Here is a 24,000-nt window from a genome sequence, read left to right as displayed (position 1 = left end):
CCCGGCCGCGACAATCCCCTTGTCGCGCCCGGGCGGTTCGCTTGTTCCGGTTATAACGTCCTTGGGAGACGGCTACGCGTCTATCCGGCTACAACTCAGCCGCCGATACGGAACTTTTGCGCGGCGGTGCCGTTGCAGTCGTAGATCTCCAGCTGGTCCCCGGCCTTCTCGGCGTTGTTCGGATCGTCCAGACAGCGCCCTGACTGCGGGTTGAGCAGCGACCCGTCGGACCGGCTGGTCCAGGCCTGCGACCCGGTGCCGTTGCAGTCGTACAGCTGGATCGCCGTGCCGTTCGCGGTCGCGCCGGAGCGCACGTCCAGGCACTTGCCGAACACCCGGATCGTGCCGTCGCCCGGCGTGGACCAGCGCTGGGCGTCGGTCTGGTTGCACGACCACAGCTGCACGCCGGTCGCCGAGGCCGGATCGGCGTTCGCCACGTCCGCGCACAGACCGCCGGGGCCGGTGAGCGGGCCCGGCGGCAGCTTCCAGACCTGCGCCGCCCCGGCGCCGCAGTCCTGGAGCTGGAGCTGTACCGCGCCGGGCGTGGTGTTGCCGCCGGGGACGGTCAGGCACCGTCCCGACTGCGGATTCACCAACTGGCCGTTGGCCTGCGCCACCCAGGCCTGCGACCCGGTGCCGTTGCAGTCCCAGAGCTGGACGAGCGTGCCGTTCGCGGTGCCGGCGTTGGCGGCGTCCGCGCACTTGCCGAGCACCTGGACCGTGTTGGCAGCGGTGTAAGTGGCCTGCTGCGCGGTGCTGTGGTTGCAGGTGTACAGCTGCAACGCCGTGCCGTTGGCTGTTCCACTGCCTCGCACGTCCAGACACAGGCCGCCGTCGCCCAGGACCTCGCCACCGGTCGGATTGGCGGTCGCGCTGCCGCTCAACCGGATTGTGTGCTGCGCGCTGACCGACAACGCGCCGGTGACCACCGTCGTGACGCGCTCGTTCGGGTTGTAGCTCCACGCGGTCTCGGGCACCTGCACGCCGTCGACCAGAACAGCGGTCGGCGCGGTGGCGTTCGACAGGCGGAGCGTGTACGAACGCTGCGTCGCCGCACCGCTGAACGTTCCGGTGTCCGGGCCGACGGTCACCGTGCGCGCGGCGTCGCTCCAGGCGATCGGCGTGCTGGTCGACTGGCCGGTCTTGTAGCCGTTGCCCTCGCCGGCATCCTGGTAGAGCGAGAACGAACCGTCCGCGCCGGCCGCGACCGAAAGCGTGACCTGCGTGAGCGGCGACTGCGCGGCGTCGCCCACGAAGTCCGTGCGCGTCGGCATGATCCCGCCGCTCTTGATCAGCACCGGCATCGCGGACAGCGGATCGGTGATGGTGACGGTGCTCGGGCCGGTGTAGCTGGTGCCCGTGAAGTAGTCGGTCCAGGTGCCCGGCGGGATCCACGCCGAGACCGAGCCGTTGCCGTTGGCGTCGCTGGGGGACGTGATCGGGGCGACGAGCACGTTGTCGCCGTAGAGATACTCCTGCTTCGACGTGTAGGCCTCATTGTTGGCCGGATAGTCCAGATACAGGGGCCTGATGATCGGGACGCCGGTGGCGCTCGCCTGCGCGGCCAGCGTGTACGTGTACGGCACCAGCGCCTCGCGCAGGCGCAGGAACCGCTCGGCGCTCGCGTCCGCCGCCGCGCCGTAGTTCCAGGGCAGGCGGTCGCCGTGGTCGGAGTGCAGGCGCAGGACCGGCTGGAAAGCGCCCAGCTGCACCCAGCGTGCGTACATGTCGTCGGCGAGGTGGTTGCCGTGGAAGCTGCCGATGTCGTGGCTGACGTTGGAGATGCCCGCCGCGGCCTCGTCGCCGTCGAACTGCGCCTCCAGCGCCATCATCGCCCAGGTGGCCTCGGTGTCGCCGGTGAACTGCATGGTGTTGCGGCGCTCGGACCAGGGGCCCAGGGCGTAGTTCCCGTCGTCGCCGGCCTGGGCCGAGGAGCCGATGCGGCCGAAGGAGAAGCCGCGCAGGCCGCGGGCCGTGCCGTCCTGGGCGTAGGCCTGGTTGATGAAGTTGCCCGGGGCGACGTGCGGGTCACTGGCCGTGGAGTTGCCGCATCCGCAGTAGTCCAGCCACCATTCGCGGACGCCCTGCTGCTCGAAGGGCTTGTGGAGGTTGAAGTAGGCGGCGAGCTGGTTCGGGTTGGACCAGTCGAACTCGTAGTCGCCGGAGCGGGTGGGGTCGGGGGCGAGACCGCCGGCGGTCGTGTTGGCGGCGGGGAACTGCGGGTCCGAGCCCGAGATGCCGACGTGGATGTTGAGGGAGGTCTGGAGGCCCTGCTGTTTCGTCCAGGCCAGGAAGGCGTTCGGATCGGGGAACAGGGAACTGTTCCAGTTCCAGCCGTTCCACTGGTTCGGCGCTTTCCAGTCGGTGTCGATGACCAGCCAGTCGAGCGGGGTGAAGGTGCTGCGGAAGGTCGGTAGGAGAGTGTTCTCGTAGTCCGCGGTGGAGTAGGCGTAGTAGCGGGAGTACCAGACGCCGTACGCGGATTGGGGGAGGAGGTTCGTGGCACCGGTCAGGGCATTGAGATCCGAGAGGCCCTGTTTGTAGTTCGTTCCGTAGCCGAAGAGGTAGCCGTCTTCGTACGGCTGACCGCTGTGGCCGGGACGGTCGGTCACGGTGTTGTTCGCGTTCAGGAGCGCCGAACGGGAATCGTCGAGGAGATACCAGCCGTCGCGGTCCAGGATCCCGGGGCGCTCGGTCGCGGTGGCGGGGTTCTGGTTGTCCAGCGAGCTGGCCCAGCCGCCCAGGGTGTCGGTGGGGCCGGCGCCGTAGGCAGTGGTCAGCAGCGCGGCGGGGGCGCCGGGGGCTGGGTAGGCGGCCCCGGAAGAGGTCACGGCGAGGCTGTCGAGGTTGACGTTTCCGCTGTCGGAGGCGTTCTGGACGACGCCGACGGTGTTGACGCCCGCGGCGAGGGTCACCGGGACGGAGACCGAGGACCACGTGTCCCAGGAGCCGGTGACGGGGAGCGACAGCGTCGGGCCGGGTGCACCGTTGACGGTCGTCGACAGGGTGCGGGTGACGTTCTTGCCGTCGCCACCGGTCGCGTTGGCATAGCGGACGCTGAGTTGGTACGTGCCGCTCGCGGGCACCGATGAGACATCCTGCTGGACCGCGCTGTGGACCTGCCCGAAGCCGGCGACGAACCCGGAACCGGTGTGGTTGGCATGGTCGTAGGCCGTCATCGCGCCCCAGCTGAGCAGGCCGTTCTCCGCCTCGCACGCGGTGGCGAAGGGACAGTGGGACGGGAAGGACGGCGCCGCGGTCACACCCGTGCCCGACACCGTGACCGACGTGTTCGCCGCGGTGAACGGTCCGCTGTTCTCCTGCCAGCGCAAAGTCACCGACCCGGTGTCGATGACCCGATACGCGACCCCGCCGACGGTGCTCACCGAGGACGTGAAGGACACGGCCGGAAAGGAACGGTTCACCGCGTTGAACGTCGCAGCGTCCTGAAACTTGCCGTCGCCGGCATACTCCATGCGGACCAACGTGGGCGTGAGCACTTCGAACCTTGCGTTGCCGTCGACGACGGGGCCGGTGACGGTGGGGGCGGCGGCGGTGAGGGCGGGGGCGGCGGCGGTCGCGTCGCCGGGGGCGTAGAGCGCCGAGGTCGTCAGGGCGAGCAGTGCGGCGGCAGCGGCCAGACGCACCGAGCGTCCACGACCGCGCGTTCTGCCTCTGCCGGGAGCGCGCGGATCCATCCCATCCATTCCTGATTCAGCTCCATCCAGGTGGGTCTGTAATCAATGCAACGTTGGAAAATTCGGCCGCGTGGAAGCGTTTCCGGTGAGGTCGGGCGGCTCGAAGAACGTTGTAATAGGCATTTAACAGACCGTCAGCCAATGAGCAAGGTCTCGAAATCAGGATTCTGTGACAGGGGGTGAGGTGCAGGTCTGGAATCACCTCTTGCGGACCTGGCGCGCCGCTCTCTCAAAATACTTACAAACAGGTACAAATTGCGCATGGAAATCTTTGTCACGACGGTCGCCGGCGCGACCATGACCCTGGACGTGGAGAACGCCGACCTGATCGAGTCCATCAAGGATCAGATCAACGTCAAGATCGGAGTGCCCGTCGACAGCCAGGTTCTCGTCTACAACGGCACGGTGCTGGAGAACGGCAGGACGCTGCAGGACTACAACATCCAACGGGGAGCGACGCTCAACCTGTTCGTGCAGGCCACGGTCACCAACGTCCGGGCCGACAAGGTGGAGCCCACGGCGCTGCACCTGAGCTGGACTCTCGCCACCGGCGACATTCCGCCGGGCTACGTCGTCTTCCAGTCGACCACCGGGCAGGCGCCGTGGACGGTGCTGCCGCCGGTGACCGGCACCGCCATCGACGTGTCCGGCCTGACGCCGGCGACGACCTACTGGTTCGCGGTCTCTGCCCGATACAGCGGCGACATCACCGTGCTGTCGGCACCTCCGCCGGCCATCAGCGTTACCACTGCGGCCGTCGAGACTCCCACCACGCCACCACCGGCGACGTCTACTATGCCGCCGCCGATTACCTCTACGCTGCCGCCCGCCGCCTCCACCACCACACCCGCAGCGATCCCCGTCCCCATCGTGCCGAAGACTGTCGGCCAATCCAGACACGTAACCGCCGGGGAATCACTACCGCTGACCGGCGCAAGCGCCGCACCCCCACTGCTGACCGGAACTCTCCTCCTGGCCATCGGCATGGCGCTCGTCGCCGCCGCGCGTCGACGCTGGACCAAGGTTTCCCGCCATCATCTAGGGTGAAGCCGTGACCAGTGAGATGCCGACCTTCGCGCTCAGCTACGCCACGGCCTTCTACGGCACCGATCCGGACCGGCTGGTGACGGCGGCGCGGCTGGCCGAGGAGTGCGGGTTCGAGGCGCTGTATGTGCCTGAGCATGTCGCGCTCTACCCCGGTGCCAAGATCGGGGAGTGGGAGGTGCCGGCGGATCTCGAATTCCTCGATCCGCTGGATGTGCTGACCTTCGTCGCGGCCCACACCGAGCGGTTGCTGCTGGGTACGGCGGTGCTGCTGCTTCCGTATCACAACCCTGTCACGCTGGCGAAGCGGCTGGCGACGATCGACGTGCTGTCGCGGGGCCGGATGCGGTTGCTCGGCATCGGGGTCGGCGGGCTGCCCGGCGAGGCGGCGGCGGTCGGGGTCGACTTCCGGACGCGGGGTCGGCGCGCTGATGAGGCGATCGAGGTCATGCGGCGGTTGTGGGCGGACGAGGCGTCCGGGGCGACGTTCGAGGGCGAGTTCTTCCACCTCGACCGTGTCTTCAGCTATCCGAAGCCGTTGGCCGGCGCCGGCCTGCCGATCCACGTGGGCGGGTCGAGCGAGGCGGCGGCGCGGCGCGCGGGTCGGGTCGGCGACGGGTGGTTCCCGGGCGGGGCCTTGAACGACGCCGAGCGACAGACGTTGTGGGATCTGGTCCGGGCCACGGCCGAGAAGGCCGGGCGCGATCCCGACAGCATTGCCTACATGCGGACGGGATCGCTGGAGATGTCCACGGAGTACGCCGAGAGATTGGCGGCTCAGGGCGTGACGCGCGTGGTCGTGGGGGCGCCCGCAGGTGAGGCGGACGAGCAGCGCGCGCAGTTGGTGGAGTTCGCGGAGCGGTTCGGGCTGGGGGACCGGTGAGGTTCCTACCAGGGCACGACTCCGGAATCATCAAAGAACTGACCGGTCGGGCCGCCGTCGGGCAGGGTCGCGAGCTTGATCGCGATCGCCGCGCCCTGTTCCGGGGTGCGGAAGCCGCGGAACCCGTTGAGGTCGGTCGCGACGTAGCCCGGGCAGCCGACGTTGATCAGGATGTTCGTGCCGCTCAGCTCTCGGACATATTGCAGCGTCACGGCGTTCAGGAACGTCTTCGACGGTGCGTACGCCACGGCCACCGGGCCGGCCGTCTCGTCGGCGGCGGGCCCCGACTGTCGGGCGAGCGACCCGACGCTGCTGGACATGTTCACGATCCGCGGCGAGGCTGAACGGCGCAGCAGCGGCAGCATCGCGTTGGTGACGCGGATGACGCCGATCACGTTGGTCTCCACCACCGTCCGGACGGTGGCGGGGTCGATGCGCGAAGGCAGCTGCGGCATGTCGCCGGCGATCGCGGCGTTGTTGACGAGCACGTCGAGGCGCCCGGCCTGCTCCTCGATCAGCCGCGCGGCGGTGGTCGCGCTTGCGTCGTCGGTCACGTCCAGCGGGACGCCGAAGGCGTCGACCCCGTCCGCGCGCAGTCGCTCCACCGCGCTCTCGCGGCGCTTCTCGTCGCGAGCACCGACGCCGACCCGCCATCCCAGGGCGCCCAGGCCCGCGGCGATCTCGTAGCCGATTCCCTTGTTCGCGCCGGTGACCAGCGCGGTCGTTCGTTCGTTCATGAGGACCATGCTGCCCTCGGACTCCGGCGCGGGTCCAAGACCGATTGGGTGGGCAACGATACCGTCAGGGTATGGATTCGGAGTACTGTGGCCGGATGGAGACCCGGGAACTGCGCTACTTCGTCGCCGTCGCTGAAGAGTTGCACTTCGGCCGCGCCGCGCAGCGGCTCGGAATCGCGCAGCCGCCGCTGTCCCGGGCGATCCAGCAGCTGGAACGCCGACTCGGGGCCGTGCTGCTGGACCGGACCAGCCGCACCGTCGCGCTGACCGAGGCCGGCGCGGTGCTGCTGACCGAGGGCCGGGCGGCTCTCGACGCGGTCGACGCCGCCGAGCGCCGGACCCGGCGCGCCGCCCTCTCCGCGACCGGCCGGACCGGCGGCCCGGGCCATCCCGGCCTGGTCCTGGCCACCAAGGCCAGCGCGTCCAACGAGCTGCTCGCCAAACTGCTCGACGCCTACGCCGCCGAACCCGTCGCGGTCCCCGTCGAAGTCATCCTGTGCGGCCCGGCCGAACAGGAGCGCCTGTTGCGCGACGGCCGCGCCGACGTGGCGCTGCTGCACCGGCCGTTCGACTCGACGGCCAGGCTCCACACCGAGGAGCTCAGTACCGAGGGCCAAGTCGTGGTCCTGCCGGCCGGGCATCCGCTCACCGCGCGGGCCCACGTCCACATGGCCGACATCGCCGACCTGCCGGGCCTGCCCCTGCCGCGCTGGCCCAAGCCCGACGGCACCTACCCGCCCGGCCCCGGCCCCCAGGTCCGCGACCACGGGCAGCTGATGCAGCTCGTCGCGCTCGGCCGGGCCTGCGCGGTCTCCCCGGAGTCCTGCCGGTCCCGGCTCCCCGACGACCTCGCCGCCGTCCCCGTGCTGGACGCGCCGAAGGTCACCACCGTGATCGCCTGGCCGCCGCACAGCCGGTCCAGGGCCGTCGCCGACCTGGTCCGGACCGCGGCCCGCCTGTGATCAGAACGGCCTGCGCAGGTCGTGACGATCGAGAGCATCGGTATAGCGCAGCAGGATCGCGTCCAGGTCCGCGAGGAGGAACTCCGCCAGCTCCAGCGCCTCGGCCGCGCCCTCGGCCCGGCACGCGTCCCGGATGCCGGCGACGTCGGACCGGATGACCGACAGGCTGTCGCCTTGGACGAGCACGCCCGGGAAGCTGCGACCGGGCATGCGGACGACGGCGTTGTTGCTGCCGTCGGTGAACAGCTCGACCTCGACTCGTTCCATGGACCGCATTGCATCACCTTTGGCGATCGCCGGCCACGGAGTTGAGGTTCGCAGCCATCACCTTCAGATAACAGGCCCCACGCTTCCCACAGCCTAGAATCATCACCCATGCCCACCCTTATCCGCCGCGCGGACCTCGACCACGAAGCCAACGAGATCGCCGACCTCCTCGTGGACTACATGACCACCGCGCTCCAGCAGCTCCAGGACATCTTCGGCATCACCGATTCGCCGACCGACGTCGCGAGCCTCCGTGATTCGGTGCGGGAGTATCGCGATCCGTCCAAAGCGCTGTTCGTCGTCCAGCACGACGACCGCTTGGTGGGTCTGGCCGGGCTGCGGACCTTGGAGCCTGGCGTCGTCGAGGTGAAGCGGATGTATGTGGATCCGGGGCATCGCGGCCATCGCTTCGGTGCGGGGCTTCTGGAGGTCCTGCTCGAAGAGGCGCCGGCCATGGGGGCGGCGACCGTGCGGCTCGACACGGCGCGCTTCATGGCCGACGCCCAGCGGCTGTACCGCTCGCGCGGGTTCGAGGAGCGGGATCCCTATCCGGGGACGGAGATCCCGCCGCACCTCCAGAAGTACTGGATCTTCTTCGAGAAGCAGCTCTCAGGACTCCCTCTTACTTCCAGGTGTCGTTGAACGTCACCGACCCGGAAGCTCCCGTGGAAGCAGTCCGGTTGCCACCGCTCTCCCACTCGATCGTGCCGTTGGGGTCCTTCTTGATGTACTTGTACTCGAACGACGTGTTCGGGGGCAGCGTCACCGTCGCCGCCCACACCGGGTACGCCGCCGACGAAAGCGCGATCGCGCTCCCCGTGTTCCAGCTGCCGAGGGCCGGTATCGAACCGACGACGTAGACGTTCTGGCCGTACCACGTAGTCACCGTCGCGTCGAAGGTGGCGCTGACGTTGGACGTCGCTCCGTGCCACGTGTCGTTCAACGTCCCGGCGGCGCTCCCGGTGCTGGCGCTGTGGTTGGGATCGAGCTCCCAGGTGACGTTCCCGCTGCTGTCCTTGGTGATGTACTTGTACTGGAACGCCGTGCCGGCCGGCAGGTTCACCGTTCCCGACCAGACGCTGCCCGCGTGCGTCAGCGCGATGGCCGAGCCGGTGTTCCACGACCCGAGCGCCGTCAGCGAACCGACCAGGTAGACCGGCGCCCCGGCCGGGGCCCCGCTGACCGAGAAGGTCTCGGCGACCTGCCCGCTCGGCGGCGTGGAAGGCGTGGTCGAAGGGCTCGTGGACGGAGTCGTCGACGGAGTGGTCGACGGACTGGTCGACGGTGTCGTGGTCGGCGTCCCGCCGCCCGATCCGACCACCGCGTTCACGTCGATGGCGACGGCGTCCTTCGCGGCGGTGCTCACCGTGGCGTTGCCCGAGCCGTCGACCGTCACGGTCGGCCCGGTACAGGCGCCGTTCGCGAAGTCGCCGTGGATGACGTCGCAGTAGGTGCCCGCCGGCAGACCGGTCTGGTAGGTGGCGTTGACCGTCGAGTTCTCGTTGTTCACCGAGATCCACCCGACGGCCCCGCGGCTGAAGGCGATGGCGTTGTTGTTGTCGCTCCACCAGTGCGCCACCGGCTGCCCGGCCGTCGCGTTGTGGAAGCCGACCATGTTGGCCACGCCCCGCTGCCGGTCCAGGCACTCCCACACGCCGGTCCCGCAGACGGTGTCGGTGACGTAGCCGTTGCCGTCGGCCGGCGGGGACTGGTCGTTGTCGCTGTAGTCGAACCCTGAGTAGACCTGCGGCGTGCTGCCCCAGCCGTAGGCGAGCTCGAACTCGGTGGCCAGGTTGAAGGTAGTGCCGTTCTTGTAGCTCAGCGCCGAGCCGTTGCGCTCCAGGTCGTGGTTGGTCACCATCACGGCGTCCGAGCCGGAGGGCTCGAAGCCCTGGCCGAACGTGCTCAGCCCGGTGATCGACCCCAGGAAGGCGCTGCGCAGCCCGTAGGCGTAGTCGAACCCGAGCACGTTGCCGTTGCCCTCGAAGGCCGCGGGCGCGAGCTGTCCGCCGCTGCCCGGGTAGACCTCCTGCATCAGGTAGGGCCGGGCCCCGGCGGCGGTGTTGTTGACCTTGCCCAGGATCGCTGCCATGTCCGCCTGCGCGATGTGCTTGGCGGCGTCCACGCGGAACCCGTCCACGCCGTAGCCTTCGAGCTTGTTGAGGTAGCCGGCGATCTTCGACCGGACCGAGTCCTGCTCGGTGTAGAGGTCGGAGAGCGACAGCAGCTGGCATTCCTGGACCTGCGTGACGCTGTTCCAGTCCTTGATGGTGAGGTCGGAGTTCGGGCACGGCGGATCGAAGTGGAAGCTCGACGTGTCGTACCCGATCGACGGATACGAGTAGGTCGCGGGGTTGAAGGTGGCGCCGCCGTAGGAGTCGGTCGAGGTCTGGTTCGATCCGGCCGTGTGGTTGATCACCACGTCCGTGTAGACCTTGACCCCGGCGGCGTGGCACGCCGCCACCATCGCGGAGAACTGAGTCTCAGAACCCATCCGGCTGTTGAGGTCGTAGCCGGCCGGCTGGTAGACGTCCCACCACGGATGCGACCCGACCAGCCGGATCGAGTCCTCCGGCGGCGCGACCTGCACCGCGCCGTAGCCCTTGGGGCCCAGCACGTTCGAGCACTCGCGGCCCACCGACGGCCAGTTCCACTCGAACAGGTTCGCGACGACGTCGCGCGGGGCGCCGCCGGAGGCGGCGTGGGCGGCCGGCGAGCCGAGGGTCCCGGCGACGGTGACGGTGAGGGCGGCGGCGACCAGCGAGCCGGCCGCGGCCACGGCGGCGGCTCCGGCCGAGCGGGCACGCAGCCGCGTTCTGAAGGATGGACGCATGAGAGATGCCTTCCGAGGCGACGTTCAGATGGTGGGAAGGTCGCGGCCGCCGACCTGGATGTGCACCGGAAGAGTGTCGCGCGCCAGGGCATGAGTCAATGCTTTTCGCAAACTTTCTGAAACTTGCAAGAACCCTGCGATCAGCCTCCTGGTCAGGGCTTTGTCGCAGCTCCGGATCGGTTCGGTGCTGCAAGGGACGGCCGCTCTGCCAGGGCGTTGACCGCATGGAAATTTCTGCAAACTTGCAGTCACGGCTTCCGGAGCGGGCCCAGGCTTGCTAGCTTTCGGCCCCATGGCCGACGATGACTCGCTCCGCACCGGTCCGCATGTCGGGTCCGGGCCCCGCATCCGCTCGCGCGCCGTTCCCTTCGCCGGTCCGGGCGCCGGGGCCGGACCGCTGACGTGGGGACAGCAGCACATCTGGGAAGTGATGCAGGACACTGACAGTTCGCGCGCGATGGGCGCGGTCGTGCCGCTGACGGACGGCAAGGACGTCGACGAACTCGCCTCCGAGCTGGCCTTCTTCATGGCGCGGTACGAGTCGATGCGGACCAGGTTGCGGATCGCCGCCGACGGGACGCCGGTCCAGGAGGTGGCGGCGGCCGGCGAGGCCGAACTCCGGGTGGTCGAGGTGCCCGACGACGCCGATCCGGCGGCCGTGGCCGAGGCGCTGTCCGAGGATTGGCAGGCCACGAAGTTCGACTACGAGGGGGAGTGGCCGATGCGGATGGCGGCCGTCCGGCACCGGGGTGCGGCGACGCACGTCGTGGTGTGCCTTTCGCACCTCGCGGCGGACGGCGCGGGTGTCGGCGTGATGATGCGCGAGCTCGGTGAGCGGAACATGGAGACCGGCGAGGCCCGCAACGCGCAGACCGCCATCAGTCCGATCGAGCTCGCCGAGTGGCAGTCCGGTCCGGCGGGGCAGCGGGCCAGCGGTGCGTCGCTGCGCCATTGGGAGCGGGTGCTGCGCGAGGTCCCGTTGGCGCGGTTCGCGGGGCCGCCGAATGCTGATCGTCCCGAGCCGCGTTTCCGCCAGGCGACGTTCACGTCGGCCGCGCTGCGGACGGCGTCGCGGATTGTCGCGGCGGCGTTGGGGACGGCCGTGGACTCAGTGATTCTGGGCGCCTATGCCTATGTCCTGGCGGGGATCAGCGGTGTCGAACCGGTCGTGATCCAGGGCGTGGTGGACAACCGGTTCCGCCCGGGGCTGGCCGACGCTTCGCATCCCTTGTGCCAGAACGGGATCTTCGCCGTGGAGGTCGGCGACGCGTCGCTGGCCGAGGTGGTGGAGCGGACGCGGCGGGCGTCGATGCAGGCAGCGAAATACGCCTACTTCGATCCGAAGCGGCAGAAGGAGTTGCTGGCGCGGGTGGCCGGCGAGCGGGGCGGGGCGGTCGGCATCGGGTGTCTGTTCAACGCGCGCAGCCGGTCCGGTCCGCTTGATGCCGAGGCGCTTGGCGCCGAGCGGTCGGCGGCTGCCGGGGTGGCTGCGGGGGCGGCAGTGGCGCGGCTGCGCGAGGCGGCGGCCGAGCGCGTGCTGACCTGGGGGCCGCCGCTGGCCGACTTCCAGGACGTGATGATCACGTTCGACGAATTCGATGACGCCGCGGCGTTGCTCGTGGAGGCCGACACCTGGCGGGTGTCCGTTCAGCAGATGGAGGAACTGGTGCGGGGGATCGAGGAGGTCGTTATCGAGGCGGTGGCCTCAGAGCTCTGAGTTCCGCGAGGACTCAGAGAGCTGATCGCCGGTCCGCGCCGGGGCGGGTCTCGGGATCCGCCGTCCGTGTGGCCCGGAAGCCGTCGAGGCCCGCACCACCAGCTCCGGCGCGAAAACGAACTCGGTGTGCGGCGCCGATCCGCCGCCGATCTCCTCCATCAGCGCCCGCACCGCCGCCGCGCCCATGGCCGCGACCGGCTGTCGGATCGTGGTCAGTGGCGGATCGGTGTAGGCCATCAGCGAGGAGTCGTCGTAACCGACGACCGAGACGTCGGCCGGCACCGCCAGGCCGCGGGCCCGGGCCTCGGTGATGGCGCCGAGCGCCATGATGTCGGAGGCGCAGACGATGCCGGTGCAGCCCTTGTCCAGCAGCTTGGCGGCGGCGTCCCGGCCGCCCTCGAAACCGTAGAGGGAGTGGGCGACGTACTGCTGCGGGTCCGCGATCCCCAGCAGGTCCCGCAGGGCGGCCGTGAACCCCTCGATCTTCCGGATCGCCGGCACGTAGCGGGTCTGCCCGACCGCCAGGCCGATCTTCTCGTGTCCGAGGTCGGCCAGGTGGTTGACCGCGAGCCGGGCGGCCAGCGCGTCGTCGGGGGAGATGAACGGCGCGGCTATGCCGGGGGCGTAGCCGTTGATCAGGACGAAGGGCAGGCCGCGGTCGGACAGCCGGCGGTACCGCTCGTGCGAGGCGGTGGTGTCGGCGTGCCGGCCGGAGACGAAGACGATGCCGGCCACGCCGTGCTCGACGAGCAGCTCGACCAGGTCGTCCTCGGTGGCGCCGCCCGGGTACTGGGTGCACAGCACCGGGGTGTGGCCGTGGCGGTTGAGGGTGCGCTCCACCGCCTGCGCGATCGCCGGGAAGATGGGGTTGTCCAGCTCGGGAATGACCAGCCCGATCAGGGTCGCGGTGCGCTGGCGCAGCCGCTGCGGCCGGGCGTACCCCATGGCGTCCAGGGCGGTCAGCACTGCCTGGCGGGTCCCGGCCGCGACCCCGGCCTTGCCGTTGAGCACGCGGCTCACCGTGGCCTCCGACACCTTGGCCCGGGCGGCGATGTCCGCCAGTCGGAGGGGCGGGGCGGCGGGCGCCGGGGTGTCGTCAGTCATGGGGAGCATTCTTCCGTCTCCCGCGGCTTTTCGTGATCGCTATTGTGATCGTTATCGCGATCGCTATGGTGAACGCGGCGGCTGGACGGTCGGGAGGCGGCTGAGGAAGCCGCGGATCTCGGCGGCGAGGCGGACCGGCTGATCGAGCGGGATGAGCGTGAAGGAGTCCGCGATCTCGACCAGTCGGGCGTCCGGCAGCAACTCGGCGAGGCGGCGACCGTGCTCCGGCGGCATGACGCGGTCGTCGGCGGCCCAGACGACGAGGGCCGGGCGGTCGAACTTCGGCAGGTGTTCGGCGGCCTCGGCGAGGACGTTGCGGTTGGCCGAGGCGGCGCGGAGCAGCCGGACGGTGTCCCGGCGGATTTCCTTTTGTCGCCATATGGGACGCATCGACCGTTTGACGACGGCGTCGCCGCGTTTGGTCAGCCAGCCGAAGGCGATCGGCAGGCGGCGGACGGACTTCAGCCGCATTTGCTGCATGAACAGGCCGAACAGGGACGGCGACAGCTTGCCGGTGAGGAACAGCGTCCGACCGGTCAGGCCGGGTGGGAAGTTGTCGAAGGCGTCGCAGGAGGTGAGGACGACGTGGCTGATCCAGTCGGTGGAGGCGCCGTCGGCGGCCATGAGGAGCTGGAGGAGCGCGCCGCCGGTGTCGTTGCCTATGAGGGTGACGTGGTCGAGGTCGAGAGCGACCAAGAACTCTGCGACGAGTGCCGCAATGCCCTGCGGTGAGAGGTCGGCCTCCGGGCGAATGGGCTTCCGGTGGGAGCCGAGCGGCAGGACCGGGACCACGCAGCGGTGGTCGGCGGCCAGTTCGTCGACGACGTCGGACCACAGCGTCTCGTCGGTCAGCAGGCCGTGGAGGAAGACGAGGGTCGGGCCGGTGCCGCGGTCGAGGTATTCGACGACGCCTGCCGAGAGTTCGACCTCTGCTGAGGGTTCGACCTCTGCTGGGGGTTCGGCCTCGTTCATCGCGCGGCCGTGGCGAGGGCCAGATGGCGGTCGAGGAAGTCGAGCTGAGCGGCGACGGCCTGCTCGTGGACTGCCAGGAACGGGGCGTAGTGCCCGCCGGGCAGGTGGACCAGCTCGGCGTTGGGGACGCGGCTCGCGGCGGCGACGGCCGACGGCGGGTGCGCGGTCTGGTCGTCGTCGCAGACCATGACGAGCAGCGGGCAGGCGATGGCGGACGAGACGCGGCGACGGCCTGGACGGTAGACGGCCATGCGCAGTACCGAACGCGCGGCGGCTTGCTGAAGCCAGGTGGTGTCGTAGCGGCCGCCGGGGTTGAGGGCGGCTTGGGTGTCGGCGACGTCCGGAGTGGTCAGCAGCGCGATCTCGCCGGGCGCGCCGCCGAGGGGGAGCAGCAACGGTTCGCGGCCGAGCAGGCCCCTGAACGCGTCGCGGACGGCACGTGTGAGGACCCTTATAGACGCGCCAGTGGTCTGATACCGCATGACGGCCCGGCCCGCCGCGAGACCTCCGACGTTGGGCGTCTGGGCGATGGCCGCCGCCAACCGCGGACTGCGCGCGGCGACTTCGAAGATGTGGCCGCCGGAGGCGGAGAAGCCCCAGGCCGCGACGCGGGTGGGATCGACGCCGGGCAGCGTCGCGGCGTGGGCGATCGCGGTCTGCCAGTCGGTGAGCTGCTCGTGGACGCGCATGATCTGGCGCGGTCGGCCGTCCGACTCGCCGAGGCGTCGGTAGTCGAAGGCCAGGACGCTGTAGCCGGCGGCGTGGAAGCGGGCGGCGAACTGGTCGGTGGCGGGTTCTTTGGTGACGGCGAGGCCGCCGGCCATGACGACGCAGGCGCCGTTGGTGCCGGGGTAGTGCCAGGCGGCGATTTCGTGGCCTGCGGTGGCGGTGGCGGCGCTGGCTGTAGCTGCGGCGGCTTCGGCGCTTGTGCCGGGGACGGAGAAACGGACGGGACGGCGTGGCGGCGTCGAGGGTGCCGAGGATGCCAGGGGTGCCGGGGATGCCGAGGATGCCGTCTGGAGATCGAGATCGAGTTCGAGATCGAGGTCGGGGCTGCTGGTCATGGTGCCTCCGTACGGGGGCGTGGGGCGGAACCCGCGCCGCCCGGTACCGCGCCCCCGTTAAAAGTGAACCATGTGGTTCACAACTCTGTCCACGCGGAGGCGGACCCGCTGTCGATCTCCGAGCCGGCGCACTCGATCCCGCCCCGCCTCACCCCACCGCCTCCTCCCGCTCCAGCATCCGCACCAACGCCGCGAACCCGATCTCCCCACCCACATCCCCGGCGACCCCACCCGTCCGCCGCTGCACCAAGAACCCCCGAAGCGCCGCGAACACCAACTCCGCGACCTCGTCCTTCCGCTCATCACTCCACCCCGCCGGACACATAGCCCGCAACGGCGGCAAAAACCGATCCGCCGCATCCACCGCGAGCGCCGCATGCCGCTCCGGGTCGTACATAGCAAGCCCCAACGCCTGATCCAACGCCCGCTGCCCCTCACCCGACCCCGTCAGCACAGGCCACAACGCCCGCACCCGCTCAGCCAACGACTGCCCATGCCCAGGATCAAAAGCCGCAGCCAGCGACGACGTCACCCGCCGCTCCCGCAACACCTCCACCGCCTCCCGAAGCAGGTCCTCAGCCCCAGCGAAGTGATAAAGCAGCACCTTGTGAGTAGTCCCCGCCGCCTTAGCCGCCCGCCGCAACGAGAAATCGACCAACCCATGCGCCGCGAGGTCATCGGTGACGAGCTCAAGCAAGTCGCGCCGACGCGCCTGGGCACGTGGTGTGCCGACCGAGCGACGGTACCCAGGCGAGGTGGCGGGGTCGGGGTCGCTGCTGCGGGTGCTGTCAGCACTGCCACCGGTGCCGAGACTGCCGCCACTATCACCGCTACCGCCACTGTCACCGCCGCCCCCGCCGCCACTGTTGCCGCTGCGGCTACTGTCAGCTCCGCGTTTGCCGCCGCCGCTGCCCCTGCCGCCCCCGCCGCCCCTGTCGCTGCCCCTGCTGCCGCTGCCCGTGCCGTTGCCGTCGCTGGCGCTGGCGCTGGCGCTGGTGCTGTTAGTGCTGCCGTCGCCGTCGCTGCCGGTTCTGTTCCTGGCAGTCCTGCCGGCGCTGCTCGTGCTGTCAGTGCTGCCCGCACTGCGGGCGCGGTCGGCGCGGTCGGTGCTGTCGTCCTCGTTCACACTCCCAGCTTCCCCGATCTCGGCCCGGTGATCCGCCAACCCGGCCCGGTTGGGCTCGTCTGCCTGTTCAGGCGAGCTCGGCCCATGCGGAGCATGGCGCGTCCGTGGCGCGTTTGCGGGGTCGAGGTCGTCGCGGGCCGCCGATCAGGTGCTGTCGGTGTCACCGCCCGATCTCCGTCTTGTCTATAACAGAGTCCTTATATTGGCGCGCCTTCCGCCCCTATGCTCTCGCCCATGCGGCTACTGGCGCGCCTGCGCTCGCTCTCCACCGTGGTCATCTGTGCGGCGACCGCCCTCGCGGGCTTCGGCCTCGCGGCCGCCCCGGCCCACGCCGATCCTCCCGCTCCGCCGCAGGTCGGCGACATCGGCGTCTTCTACGCCGACCACGGACTCGGCAACAGTGCGGTGTTCGGCCCGGACGGCAACATCTGGGGCGAGACGACCTACTTCGACTACTCCGCCGGCATCGGGCCGAACGGCATTGAGGTGTTCTCCCCGACTACCCGGAGCGTCGTCGCGCGGTATGAGGTCAGCGGCATCGTCACGGCGCTCGTCTCCGGTCCGGACTCCAGCGTGTGGTTCACCCAGACCAGGATCGGCCCGAACGGGGCGCAGTCCGAGCTCGGCGAGATCAGCATGTCCGGCGTCATCACCGAGCACGCGCTGCCGCCGTCCGCGGGCAACCAGCTGCTCGGCATCGCCCCGGACGCCGCCGGCAACGTGTGGTTCCTCGCCGGGGCCAACTACACCGCCAACAGCCTGGGCTACGTCGGCTTCATCGCCCCCGGCGGCGCGGTGACGATGTACGGCCTGCCGGCGGAGCTCGGCTCCACCAGCGTGGGCAACGAACTGATCGCCGGCGCGAACGGCGACATGTGGTTCACCGGCTCCTTCTTGGTCGACAACACGGTGCAGGTGAAGGTCGCGATGGTGACGCCGGCCGGGGCCGTCACGGCGTACGACATCCCCGGGCTGGCCACCATCGGGGGCCCGTCCGGGATCGTCATGGGCTCCGACGGCGATCCGTGGTTCACCTTCTCCGGCGGCGTGCATGCGGGCGGCCCCCAGGACGGCCACTATGTCGGCACCCTCACCTCGGAGGGCATGCGCTACTACGCCATGCCCGCCGGCTTCAACCAGTACGGCCTCGCCGAGGCCACCGACGGCAACGTCTACGTGGCCGGATACCTGAACGGATCGGACAAGGTGGCGGCCGTCGCCGTGACGCCGACCGGCCAGGAGTTCGAATTCTCGGGCACCGACACCCTCCTCCCGATGACCACGTTCGCGGCGCCCGACGGCAACATCTGGATGGCCGACGGCGACACCTTCGGCGAGCTGACCATCACCAAGCCGTACAGCACGACCCTGACACTCGTCCCCGACGTGAACCCCTCCGCCTACGGCCAGGACGGCAACCTCGTCGCCCATCTGGCCCCGGTGCAGCCCGGCGCGCCGCCGGCCACCGGCACCGTGACCTTCACGCTGACCACCGACGGCAGCGTGCTCGGCACCGAGCCGGTCGTCGACAACGCCGCCGCGCTCCCGCTCGCCGCTCTCCCGTTCGAGTCGATAGGCATAGGCGTCTTCGACGACCGCGTCGTCGCCACCTACAACGGCGACGCCGACTACGGCCCGGAGACCACGACGCAGCAGACGCAGACCGTCACCATCAACGCCGCCAAGCTGAGCCTGGCCTCGACGGCGAACCCGTCGGCCACCGGCCAGGACGTGCACATCACCGCCACGCTGGCGGGGCAGGGCGGCGGGCAGCCCGCAACCGGCTGCTGCGCCATCGCCTTCACCGTCGACGGCGGCAACTACAACGTCCCGCTGACCAACGGCACGGCTGTCCTGGATCTGCCCTCGCTGAGCACGGGATCGCACGCCGTTACCGCGACCTTCCACGGCTTCTACGGCTTCGGCTCCGACAGCGCCTCCATGACCCAGACAGTGCGGGTCGTCGACCCGTGTCCGTGCACTGTCTTCCCCGACACCTCGACCCCGGCCGCGGTGGACGCCGGTGACGGATCAGCGGTCGAACTCGGGGTGAAGGTCCGCGTGGCGGCGGCGGGGAATATCAGTGGCGTGCGGTTCTACAAGTCCGCCGCCAACACCGGTAGCCACATCGGATCACTCTGGGCGTCCAACGGAACGCTATTGGCGACCGGCACCTTCGCCAACGAGACCGCCACCGGCTGGCAGACCCTGACGTTCGCGAACCCGGTCCCGGTCAAGCCCGGCACCACGTACATCGCCTCCTACTACGCACCGAACGGCCACTACTCCGCCGACGGCGCGTACTTCGCCACCAGCGGAGCGGGTACCGGGCCGATCACCGCCCTGGCCGACTCCGACAGCGGCGGCGGCGCGGGCAGCGGCGACGGCGTCTACGCCTACGGACCGGCCTCGGCCTTCCCGGCCTTCACCTGGAACGCCACCAACTACTGGGTCGACGCGGTGTTCGACACCGCCGGGGTCCCCTCGTCCCCGCCGACCGTCACCGCCACCACGCCGGCCGCCTCGGCCACCGGCGTGGCGAGCACCTCGGCCGTCAGCGCGAAGTTCTCCGGCCCGATCGACCCGGCGACGCTGAACTTCACGCTCATGGACGCCTCCGGCGCCGCCGTCCCGGCCACCGCCGCCTATGACGCCGCGACGACCACCGCCACGCTGACGCCGTCGACCCAGCTGCCGTTCAACACCGGCTTCACCGCCTCGGTCCAGGCCGCCGACCCCTGGGGCCAGGCGATGAGCGCGGCGGTCACGTGGAGCTTCACCACCGGCACCACGCCACCCTCGTATACGTGCCCTTGCTCGCTGTTCGCGCCGACCGACACCCCGGCCGTGGCGAACTCCGGCGACGGCAACTCCGTCGAACTCGGCACGCGCTTCACCTCGGCGGTCAACGGCACCATCACCGGCGTCCGGTTCTACAAGGGGTCACAGAACACTGGTACGCATACCGGCTCCCTGTGGACCGAGGACGGAAACCAGCTGGCCACCGGCACCTTCACCGACGAGACCGCCGACGGCTGGCAGACCCTGACGTTCGCGAACCCGGTCGCCATCACCGCCGGGATCACGTACGTCGCCTCGTATCACGCTCCGAACGGCAACTACTCCTACAACCTCCGGTACTTCGCCTATCCGCACACCACCTATCCGCTCACCGCGCCGTTCGGGAACCAGCCGCCGGGCAACGGCGTGTACGCGTACGGCAGCGCGAGCGCCTACCCGGGGCAGTTCAGCGGCGGCTCCAACTACTGGGTCGACGTGATCTTCCAAGCGAGCTGACCACCGAACGGGTCCCGGGGACACGCCACGATTGGGCGAGGTTCCCCGGGACTCGGCACGGGACCCGGTATTCGTAATGCATGATCAAGAACCGAGTAAGGTCCCTGCCTGCCTTCGTCGCGGTGGTGCTCTCCCTGGCGATCGTCCCGCAGGTGGCGGCCGGCGGGGCCCACGCGGCCGCCCTGACGCCGATGCAGATGTGTCCGGTCCCGGCCGACCACCTGTACGGCGCGGCCGAGCGCGACATCCCCTTGGAGCGGATCGCCCCCGTCCCGTCCTGGCGTTCCAACTGCGACGAGGTCTACCGCGCCGACGGCCGCGGTCCCGAGATCATCTTCATGGAGGGCTTCCACCCGAAGGATGTCGCGACCGGCCAGTACGACCTGGAGGCCTACGTCCTGAAGAACCAGGCCTCGCCGTTCGTCAGCACCAGCTACGACCACGACCTCTACAAGCAGTGGAAGTCGGGGTGGAACTACTACATCGACGCTCCCGGCGGCATCGATGTGAACGCCACCATCGGCTACACCCACCGGTGGGCCGGCCAGAAGGAAGTCGCCTACCCGGGTGGCATCGCCACGCGGTTCATCGTCGGCGTCTGCCCGGTGGACACGACGACGAAGACCGAGGTCCTGGCCGGCTGCGTGCGCAATCCGAACTACGTGCCGTGGCGTGGGATCCTGGGCGGGTTCCCAGTGTCCTAGCCAGCCGCTGGTGCGGTCCGTTCGGCGGAATCGCAGAGCTCTTGTAACTCAGAGCTCACCGCTCACAGGAACTCGAACGAGTTCGTCCAGGCCCAGTCGCCCTCGTTCGTCGGCGCCGTCTCGTTGGTGAACCGGCCCTCCAGCACCGCCGTGGACACCGGACTGATCGCGCTCGGCGACAGCCCGGGGTCCACGGCGTCCGGTGCCGGGCGGAAGTCCCGGATCCCGGCCAGGCAGGTGGCGCCGGCGGTGAGCGTCATCGTGCCCGACGCCGAGCCGAGGCCCGCGTCGTCGGCCGCCGCCTGGTAGCCGCTGCCGCGGTAGACGATCGTCTGGCCGCCCTGGGGCGCCATCCACAGGAACGACTGCGCGTTGTCGTGGTAGTGATCGTGACCGGCGCCGAAGGCGCCCCAGGTGTGCCAGATGTAGGGCCGGATGTCGGCGACGCCGCCGTGGACCGAGCTGTGGTCGCTCGGCGCGGTCGCCTTCACGACGGTCACCGGTACGTAGTCGTCGAGGTTGGCCTTGGCCAACGTCGCGGCGAGCGTGCTCAGGGCCGACAGCAGCGGGCTCAGCTGCGCCACGAAATCGCCCGCCGAGCCGAACGGTGCCACGGCGTCCACCGGCAGCGGCGCGCTCAACAGCGAGACGGCCGACTCGACCGTTCGCAGGACACTGCCGACCGTCGAGCTCACCGAGTCCAGCCCGGACAGCGGGGAGTCCGCCGGAAGCATGAGCAACAGCGAGTCCTGATTCGGATTCGATCGGTCGACCGCCGGCTGGGTTCCGTACAGCGGCCAGGTGAACAGGCCCAGCAGCCGGGGGATCGCGATGCCCGGGAACTGCACGGTGACCGAGCGGGAGAGCTCCGAGGAGGCCGTGATCCCGGCGACCGGATCCTGCACCGTGACCGTGCCGGTGACCCCGATCGTCATCGTCAGCTCGGTGCCCGCACCCAGGTCCACGAACTCCAGCGGCGGGACGATGCCGAGCGCGGCGGTGCGCCGGGCCTCGACCATGGTCGTCCGGTCGCCGACGGCGAACGTCCAGTCGAGCCTGACCGACAACGGCAACTGCGCACTGCCTGACTCGACAACACCGACGATGCCCGGCACCCCGGACAGAACGTCGTCCACGGAGTGTCCGGCCCCGGTCCCCGCATCGGACTTCTTGCCAAGCGCCGGTTGCTGCGGCAACGAACCGTCAGCGGCCTTGGGGACATCCTCGTTGACGGTGAGGCCGTTCAGGTTCACCACGGTGCCGGGACCGGCCGTCCCCTGATTGCTGAGCTCCTTCACGGGAATCCGGGCCCCCGGCAGCGCCGGCCCGGGCATCTCGACCGAGATCGCCGGCATGGCCTGACCCCCGAGAACCTGCCCGGCCACCCCGAGGAAGTCGGCGATCGAGATGCCCGGCCCGGGCAGCGCCGCGTCCCCGAAGCGCAGCATCTTCAGCAGGAACGTGGTGCGCGTCAGACCGGCCACCTCGTCCAGCAGGCCGGTGGTGAGCGGATCCGGGACCAGTGCGGCGGTGATCAGTGCCCCGGGGCTCGCGCCCGGCGTCGCCACCAGGTTGATCTTCGAGACGAACGCGTCGAGTTGCTCCTGAAGCCCCACGGTTTCCCCTCCAGCGCGGTTGAGCTTGTTCAGCTGGATCATTGGCGTGCGGGGCCTCCGCCAATCGTGGAGACACAGTGATGTGACAAGGGGTGGCTTGTTTTTGACCCTTTCTGGTGATGGTGATGCCGATGGGGCGTCGCGGTGGTCTGCTGCGACGCCCCATCGGGTACGTGATCAATCGCTCAGATGTGCAGTGCTGGCGAGCGTATGCAGCGCGAGCGGATCTTCGTCTTGAATCACCCGCTCTCGATTCACCCGCTCGCGGGCCGCACGTTCTCGAATCACACGTTCTCAAATCACACGTTCGCGAAGTTCGCGTTCCCGGCGCCCATCTGGTCGCGTCCGAAGCCGTTGCCGCGATAGACCTGGATCGCCTCGCCGCTGCCGAGCGCCGCGACCCATCCGCCGCGCAGCGGGCGGGCCGGGGCGGTGATCGCGTACCAGCCGTTGGTGCCGTCCAGCGCGGTGAAGCCGGTCCAGGGACCGGTCTGCGAGGTGCGGGAGTCGACGTAGACGGTGCCGTCGGCGCCGCGGGCGTAGACCATCGGCTGGTCGTTCGCCGGGTTCTGCGACGCGACCGGCGGGCTGTACGCGCCGTCGCTGCCGGGGCCCAGGACCGACGAGCCGAAGCCGCTCCAGGCGCCGTAGCCGTCCTCGATGTCGACGGATATGCCGCCGGCCCGGTTGTCGACGAACACTGCGACGTAGGCCGAGCTGACGATGACGTTGGAGACGGTGACACTCGGCGTCCCGGAGAAGCCGGAGTTCCCCGCGCCCAGCGGTACCGCGCTGAAGCCGCTCCACGTGTTCGGCCCGGTCTGCTGGTCCACGTAGAGGGCGCCGAACGAACCGGTCATGAAGATCTGCGGGTATCCGGTCGCCGGATTGTTCGCGACCGCGGGAGCGAAGCCCAACGCATGATTGCCAGACCCGAGCCGCCCCGCGTCGAAGCCACTCCACACCCCGGGCGCCGTCTCAGTGTCCATGGCCACACTCAGACTCCCCGAACTCTCGAACACCTCGATCGTCCCGAACGCGTCATACACCACCGGCGACGACTGCCACCCACCCACCGAGTCCGCCAACCGCGTGAACCCGGTCCACACCCCGGCAGCAGTCTCCTGATCGAGGTAGACGAACCCATCGGTGTAGCTCAACACGAACAGATCCAACCGATGCGTCTCGGAGTCATAGATAGCCGCCGGCATCCCGGTGAACCCATACTGCGGCGCACCACTCCCGAGCACCGCGCCACTGAACCCGGACCACGGCACCGAGTAGAGATCGCTCTGCTGCTGATCGACCAGCACCTGCCCACCGAACGCGACCGCGAACACATCCAGATGCCCGGTGTAAGGATCGACGACCGACGCCTGCTGCCCGTCGGAGTTGACGGGCTGAACCCCGGCACGAGCCGCGGCCGGGAAGAAGAGAAGCGCGGCAAGCGCGGACAGGACGGTAAGGAGCGCTGCTACCGGGCGAAGCGGACGCCTCGGAAGCTTCGGAAGCTTCGGATATGCCATGTGGACTCCCCGTTCACGAAGGAATCAGAGCACTGGCTCTGCTGAGGACGCGAACGTAACGGGCCGGCGCGGGCGGTGGCGTGGTGGTGTCGTGAACGAGGGATGAAGGCCGGACATCGCTGGTTGAGCGGCTGGTCAGAAGAGTGTGCGGGATTGGCGGCTCAGCATCCTGATGGTCTACCTCCTACGGTTCGTAGCCGACATGTACCCGGGGGTTACTGAGGTGGAAGGGCGTTCTGTACACTCGTCCTCCGTTGCATATCAGAATGCTGTTTTAGCTGCGCACGGGGGGCTTTACTGATGGCGCGTCCGTCTGGTTGGGACATTCTGGGGTTGGATGGGGATCCGACTCCGGGTGTGGTGGAGTCGGTGCAGGCGTTGGCCAAGGAGTTCGGGGATTTCGCTCATGATGTGGAGTCGGCGTATCGGAATTTGAGCAGCTTTGGTGGT

18 protein-coding genes are annotated in these 24,000 nt (G+C 69.5%); 8 read left to right on the top strand and 10 right to left on the bottom strand.

Annotation, left to right across the window (positions count from 1 at the left end; genetic code table 11):
- Positions 1-95: 95 nt before the first annotated feature.
- A complete protein-coding gene (locus tag ABD481_RS31870) occupies positions 96-3,647 on the bottom strand; it encodes a ricin-type beta-trefoil lectin domain protein (RefSeq protein WP_344669526.1) in 3,552 nt (1,183 codons plus the stop codon).
- Positions 3,648-3,959: 312 nt separating this feature from the next.
- On the opposite strand from ABD481_RS31870, the gene ABD481_RS31865 reads away from it, so the two are divergent.
- Together ABD481_RS31865 and ABD481_RS31860 are read left to right on the top strand one after the other, a co-directional pair.
- The gene (locus ABD481_RS31865) at positions 3,960-4,745 is read left to right on the top strand and encodes a ubiquitin-like protein (protein WP_344669525.1); all 786 of its coding nucleotides are present in this window, start codon (positions 3,960-3,962) and stop codon (positions 4,743-4,745) included.
- A 16-nt stretch (positions 4,746-4,761) separates the two neighbouring features.
- On the top strand, positions 4,762-5,625 hold the full coding sequence (locus tag ABD481_RS31860; protein ID WP_344669577.1) for a TIGR03619 family F420-dependent LLM class oxidoreductase: 864 nt from the start codon (positions 4,762-4,764) through the stop codon (positions 5,623-5,625).
- 5 nt (positions 5,626-5,630) lie between these two features.
- On the opposite strand, the gene ABD481_RS31855 is transcribed toward ABD481_RS31860, so the two are convergent.
- Positions 5,631-6,362, bottom strand: a complete 732-nt coding sequence (locus tag ABD481_RS31855; RefSeq protein ID WP_344669524.1) for an SDR family oxidoreductase — start codon at positions 6,360-6,362, stop codon at positions 5,631-5,633.
- Between the two features lie 95 nt (positions 6,363-6,457).
- Between ABD481_RS31855 and ABD481_RS31850 the strand changes: the two genes are divergently transcribed.
- Positions 6,458-7,324 (top strand): LysR family transcriptional regulator, encoded by an 867-nt coding sequence (locus ABD481_RS31850; protein ID WP_344669523.1) that lies wholly within the window; start codon positions 6,458-6,460, stop codon positions 7,322-7,324.
- On the opposite strand, the gene ABD481_RS31845 is transcribed toward ABD481_RS31850, so the two are convergent.
- Complete coding sequence (locus ABD481_RS31845) at positions 7,325-7,591, bottom strand: DUF6959 family protein (protein ID WP_344669522.1); 267 nt, start codon at positions 7,589-7,591, stop codon at positions 7,325-7,327.
- A 108-nt stretch (positions 7,592-7,699) separates the two neighbouring features.
- Between ABD481_RS31845 and ABD481_RS31840 the strand changes: the two genes are divergently transcribed.
- Positions 7,700-8,233: a GNAT family N-acetyltransferase gene (locus ABD481_RS31840; protein WP_344669521.1), complete on the top strand. Its 534-nt coding sequence runs from the start codon at positions 7,700-7,702 to the stop codon at positions 8,231-8,233.
- Here ABD481_RS31840 and ABD481_RS31835 read toward each other — a convergent pair.
- Positions 8,214-10,424 carry a carbohydrate-binding module family 20 domain-containing protein gene (locus tag ABD481_RS31835; protein ID WP_344669520.1) on the bottom strand — a complete coding sequence of 737 codons (2,211 nt, stop codon included), beginning with the start codon at positions 10,422-10,424 and terminating at the stop codon, positions 8,214-8,216. The genes ABD481_RS31840 and ABD481_RS31835 overlap by 20 nt on opposite strands.
- Positions 10,425-10,716: 292 nt before the next feature.
- Between ABD481_RS31835 and ABD481_RS31830 the strand changes: the two genes are divergently transcribed.
- On the top strand, positions 10,717-12,141 hold the full coding sequence (locus tag ABD481_RS31830; protein WP_344669519.1) for a condensation domain-containing protein: 1,425 nt from the start codon (positions 10,717-10,719) through the stop codon (positions 12,139-12,141).
- Here the strand turns inward: ABD481_RS31830 and ABD481_RS31825 are convergent.
- The 4 genes from ABD481_RS31825 to ABD481_RS31810 all read right to left on the bottom strand — a co-directional run bounded on the left by ABD481_RS31825 (position 12,130) and on the right by ABD481_RS31810 (position 15,885).
- A complete protein-coding gene (locus tag ABD481_RS31825; RefSeq protein WP_344669518.1) occupies positions 12,130-13,254 on the bottom strand; it encodes a LacI family DNA-binding transcriptional regulator in 1,125 nt (374 codons plus the stop codon). The genes ABD481_RS31830 and ABD481_RS31825 overlap by 12 nt on opposite strands.
- A 54-nt stretch (positions 13,255-13,308) precedes the next feature.
- A complete protein-coding gene (locus ABD481_RS31820) occupies positions 13,309-14,217 on the bottom strand; it encodes an alpha/beta fold hydrolase (RefSeq protein WP_344669517.1) in 909 nt (302 codons plus the stop codon).
- Positions 14,214-15,281, bottom strand: coding sequence for an alpha/beta hydrolase (locus ABD481_RS31815; protein WP_344669516.1), 1,068 nt, complete (start codon positions 15,279-15,281; stop codon positions 14,214-14,216). The genes ABD481_RS31820 and ABD481_RS31815 overlap by 4 nt, the downstream gene beginning before the upstream one ends.
- Positions 15,282-15,429: 148 nt before the next feature.
- The gene (locus tag ABD481_RS31810; RefSeq protein ID WP_344669515.1) at positions 15,430-15,885 is read right to left on the bottom strand and encodes a TetR/AcrR family transcriptional regulator; all 456 of its coding nucleotides are present in this window, start codon (positions 15,883-15,885) and stop codon (positions 15,430-15,432) included.
- A 292-nt stretch (positions 15,886-16,177) separates the two neighbouring features.
- Between ABD481_RS31810 and ABD481_RS31805 the strand changes: the two genes are divergently transcribed.
- The 3 genes from ABD481_RS31805 to ABD481_RS31795 all read left to right on the top strand — a co-directional run bounded on the left by ABD481_RS31805 (position 16,178) and on the right by ABD481_RS31795 (position 20,408).
- Positions 16,178-16,438: a hypothetical protein gene (locus ABD481_RS31805; RefSeq protein ID WP_344669514.1), complete on the top strand. Its 261-nt coding sequence runs from the start codon at positions 16,178-16,180 to the stop codon at positions 16,436-16,438.
- Positions 16,439-16,641: 203 nt separating this feature from the next.
- Positions 16,642-19,704: a DUF4082 domain-containing protein gene (locus tag ABD481_RS31800; protein WP_344669513.1), complete on the top strand. Its 3,063-nt coding sequence runs from the start codon at positions 16,642-16,644 to the stop codon at positions 19,702-19,704.
- 80 nt (positions 19,705-19,784) lie between these two features.
- Positions 19,785-20,408: an ADP-ribosyltransferase gene (locus tag ABD481_RS31795; protein WP_344669512.1), complete on the top strand. Its 624-nt coding sequence runs from the start codon at positions 19,785-19,787 to the stop codon at positions 20,406-20,408.
- A gap of 62 nt (positions 20,409-20,470) precedes the next feature.
- On the opposite strand, the gene ABD481_RS31790 is transcribed toward ABD481_RS31795, so the two are convergent.
- Entirely contained in the window at positions 20,471-22,024 is a 1,554-nt protein-coding gene (locus tag ABD481_RS31790; protein ID WP_344669511.1) for a hypothetical protein, read from the bottom strand.
- Between the two features lie 299 nt (positions 22,025-22,323).
- A complete protein-coding gene (locus ABD481_RS31785) occupies positions 22,324-23,550 on the bottom strand; it encodes a DUF8189 domain-containing protein (RefSeq protein WP_344669510.1) in 1,227 nt (408 codons plus the stop codon).
- Positions 23,551-24,000 lie beyond the last annotated feature (450 nt).

This window comes from Catenulispora yoronensis, from assembly GCF_039531695.1.
In the GTDB taxonomy this organism is placed as follows: domain Bacteria; phylum Actinomycetota; class Actinomycetes; order Streptomycetales; family Catenulisporaceae; genus Catenulispora; species Catenulispora yoronensis.
The sequence above is the reverse complement of the archived record's forward strand: the minus strand, read 5'-3'. Positions and strand labels throughout refer to the sequence as shown.

Coding starts and splice junctions, on each gene's coding strand:
- ABD481_RS31865 (WP_344669525.1), top strand. CDS start 3,960: ATGGAAATCTTTGTCACGACGGTCGCCGGCGCGACCATGACCCTGGAC.
- ABD481_RS31860 (WP_344669577.1), top strand. CDS start 4,762: ATGCCGACCTTCGCGCTCAGCTACGCCACGGCCTTCTACGGCACCGAT.
- ABD481_RS31855 (WP_344669524.1), bottom strand. CDS start 6,362: ATGAACGAACGAACGACCGCGCTGGTCACCGGCGCGAACAAGGGAATC.
- ABD481_RS31850 (WP_344669523.1), top strand. CDS start 6,458: ATGGAGACCCGGGAACTGCGCTACTTCGTCGCCGTCGCTGAAGAGTTG.
- ABD481_RS31845 (WP_344669522.1), bottom strand. CDS start 7,591: ATGGAACGAGTCGAGGTCGAGCTGTTCACCGACGGCAGCAACAACGCC.
- ABD481_RS31840 (WP_344669521.1), top strand. CDS start 7,700: ATGCCCACCCTTATCCGCCGCGCGGACCTCGACCACGAAGCCAACGAG.
- ABD481_RS31835 (WP_344669520.1), bottom strand. CDS start 10,424: ATGCGTCCATCCTTCAGAACGCGGCTGCGTGCCCGCTCGGCCGGAGCC.
- ABD481_RS31830 (WP_344669519.1), top strand. CDS start 10,717: ATGGCCGACGATGACTCGCTCCGCACCGGTCCGCATGTCGGGTCCGGG.
- ABD481_RS31825 (WP_344669518.1), bottom strand. CDS start 13,254: ATGCTCCCCATGACTGACGACACCCCGGCGCCCGCCGCCCCGCCCCTC.
- ABD481_RS31820 (WP_344669517.1), bottom strand. CDS start 14,217: ATGAACGAGGCCGAACCCCCAGCAGAGGTCGAACCCTCAGCAGAGGTC.
- ABD481_RS31815 (WP_344669516.1), bottom strand. CDS start 15,281: ATGACCAGCAGCCCCGACCTCGATCTCGAACTCGATCTCGATCTCCAG.
- ABD481_RS31800 (WP_344669513.1), top strand. CDS start 16,642: ATGCGGCTACTGGCGCGCCTGCGCTCGCTCTCCACCGTGGTCATCTGT.
- ABD481_RS31795 (WP_344669512.1), top strand. CDS start 19,785: ATGATCAAGAACCGAGTAAGGTCCCTGCCTGCCTTCGTCGCGGTGGTG.
- ABD481_RS31785 (WP_344669510.1), bottom strand. CDS start 23,550: ATGGCATATCCGAAGCTTCCGAAGCTTCCGAGGCGTCCGCTTCGCCCG.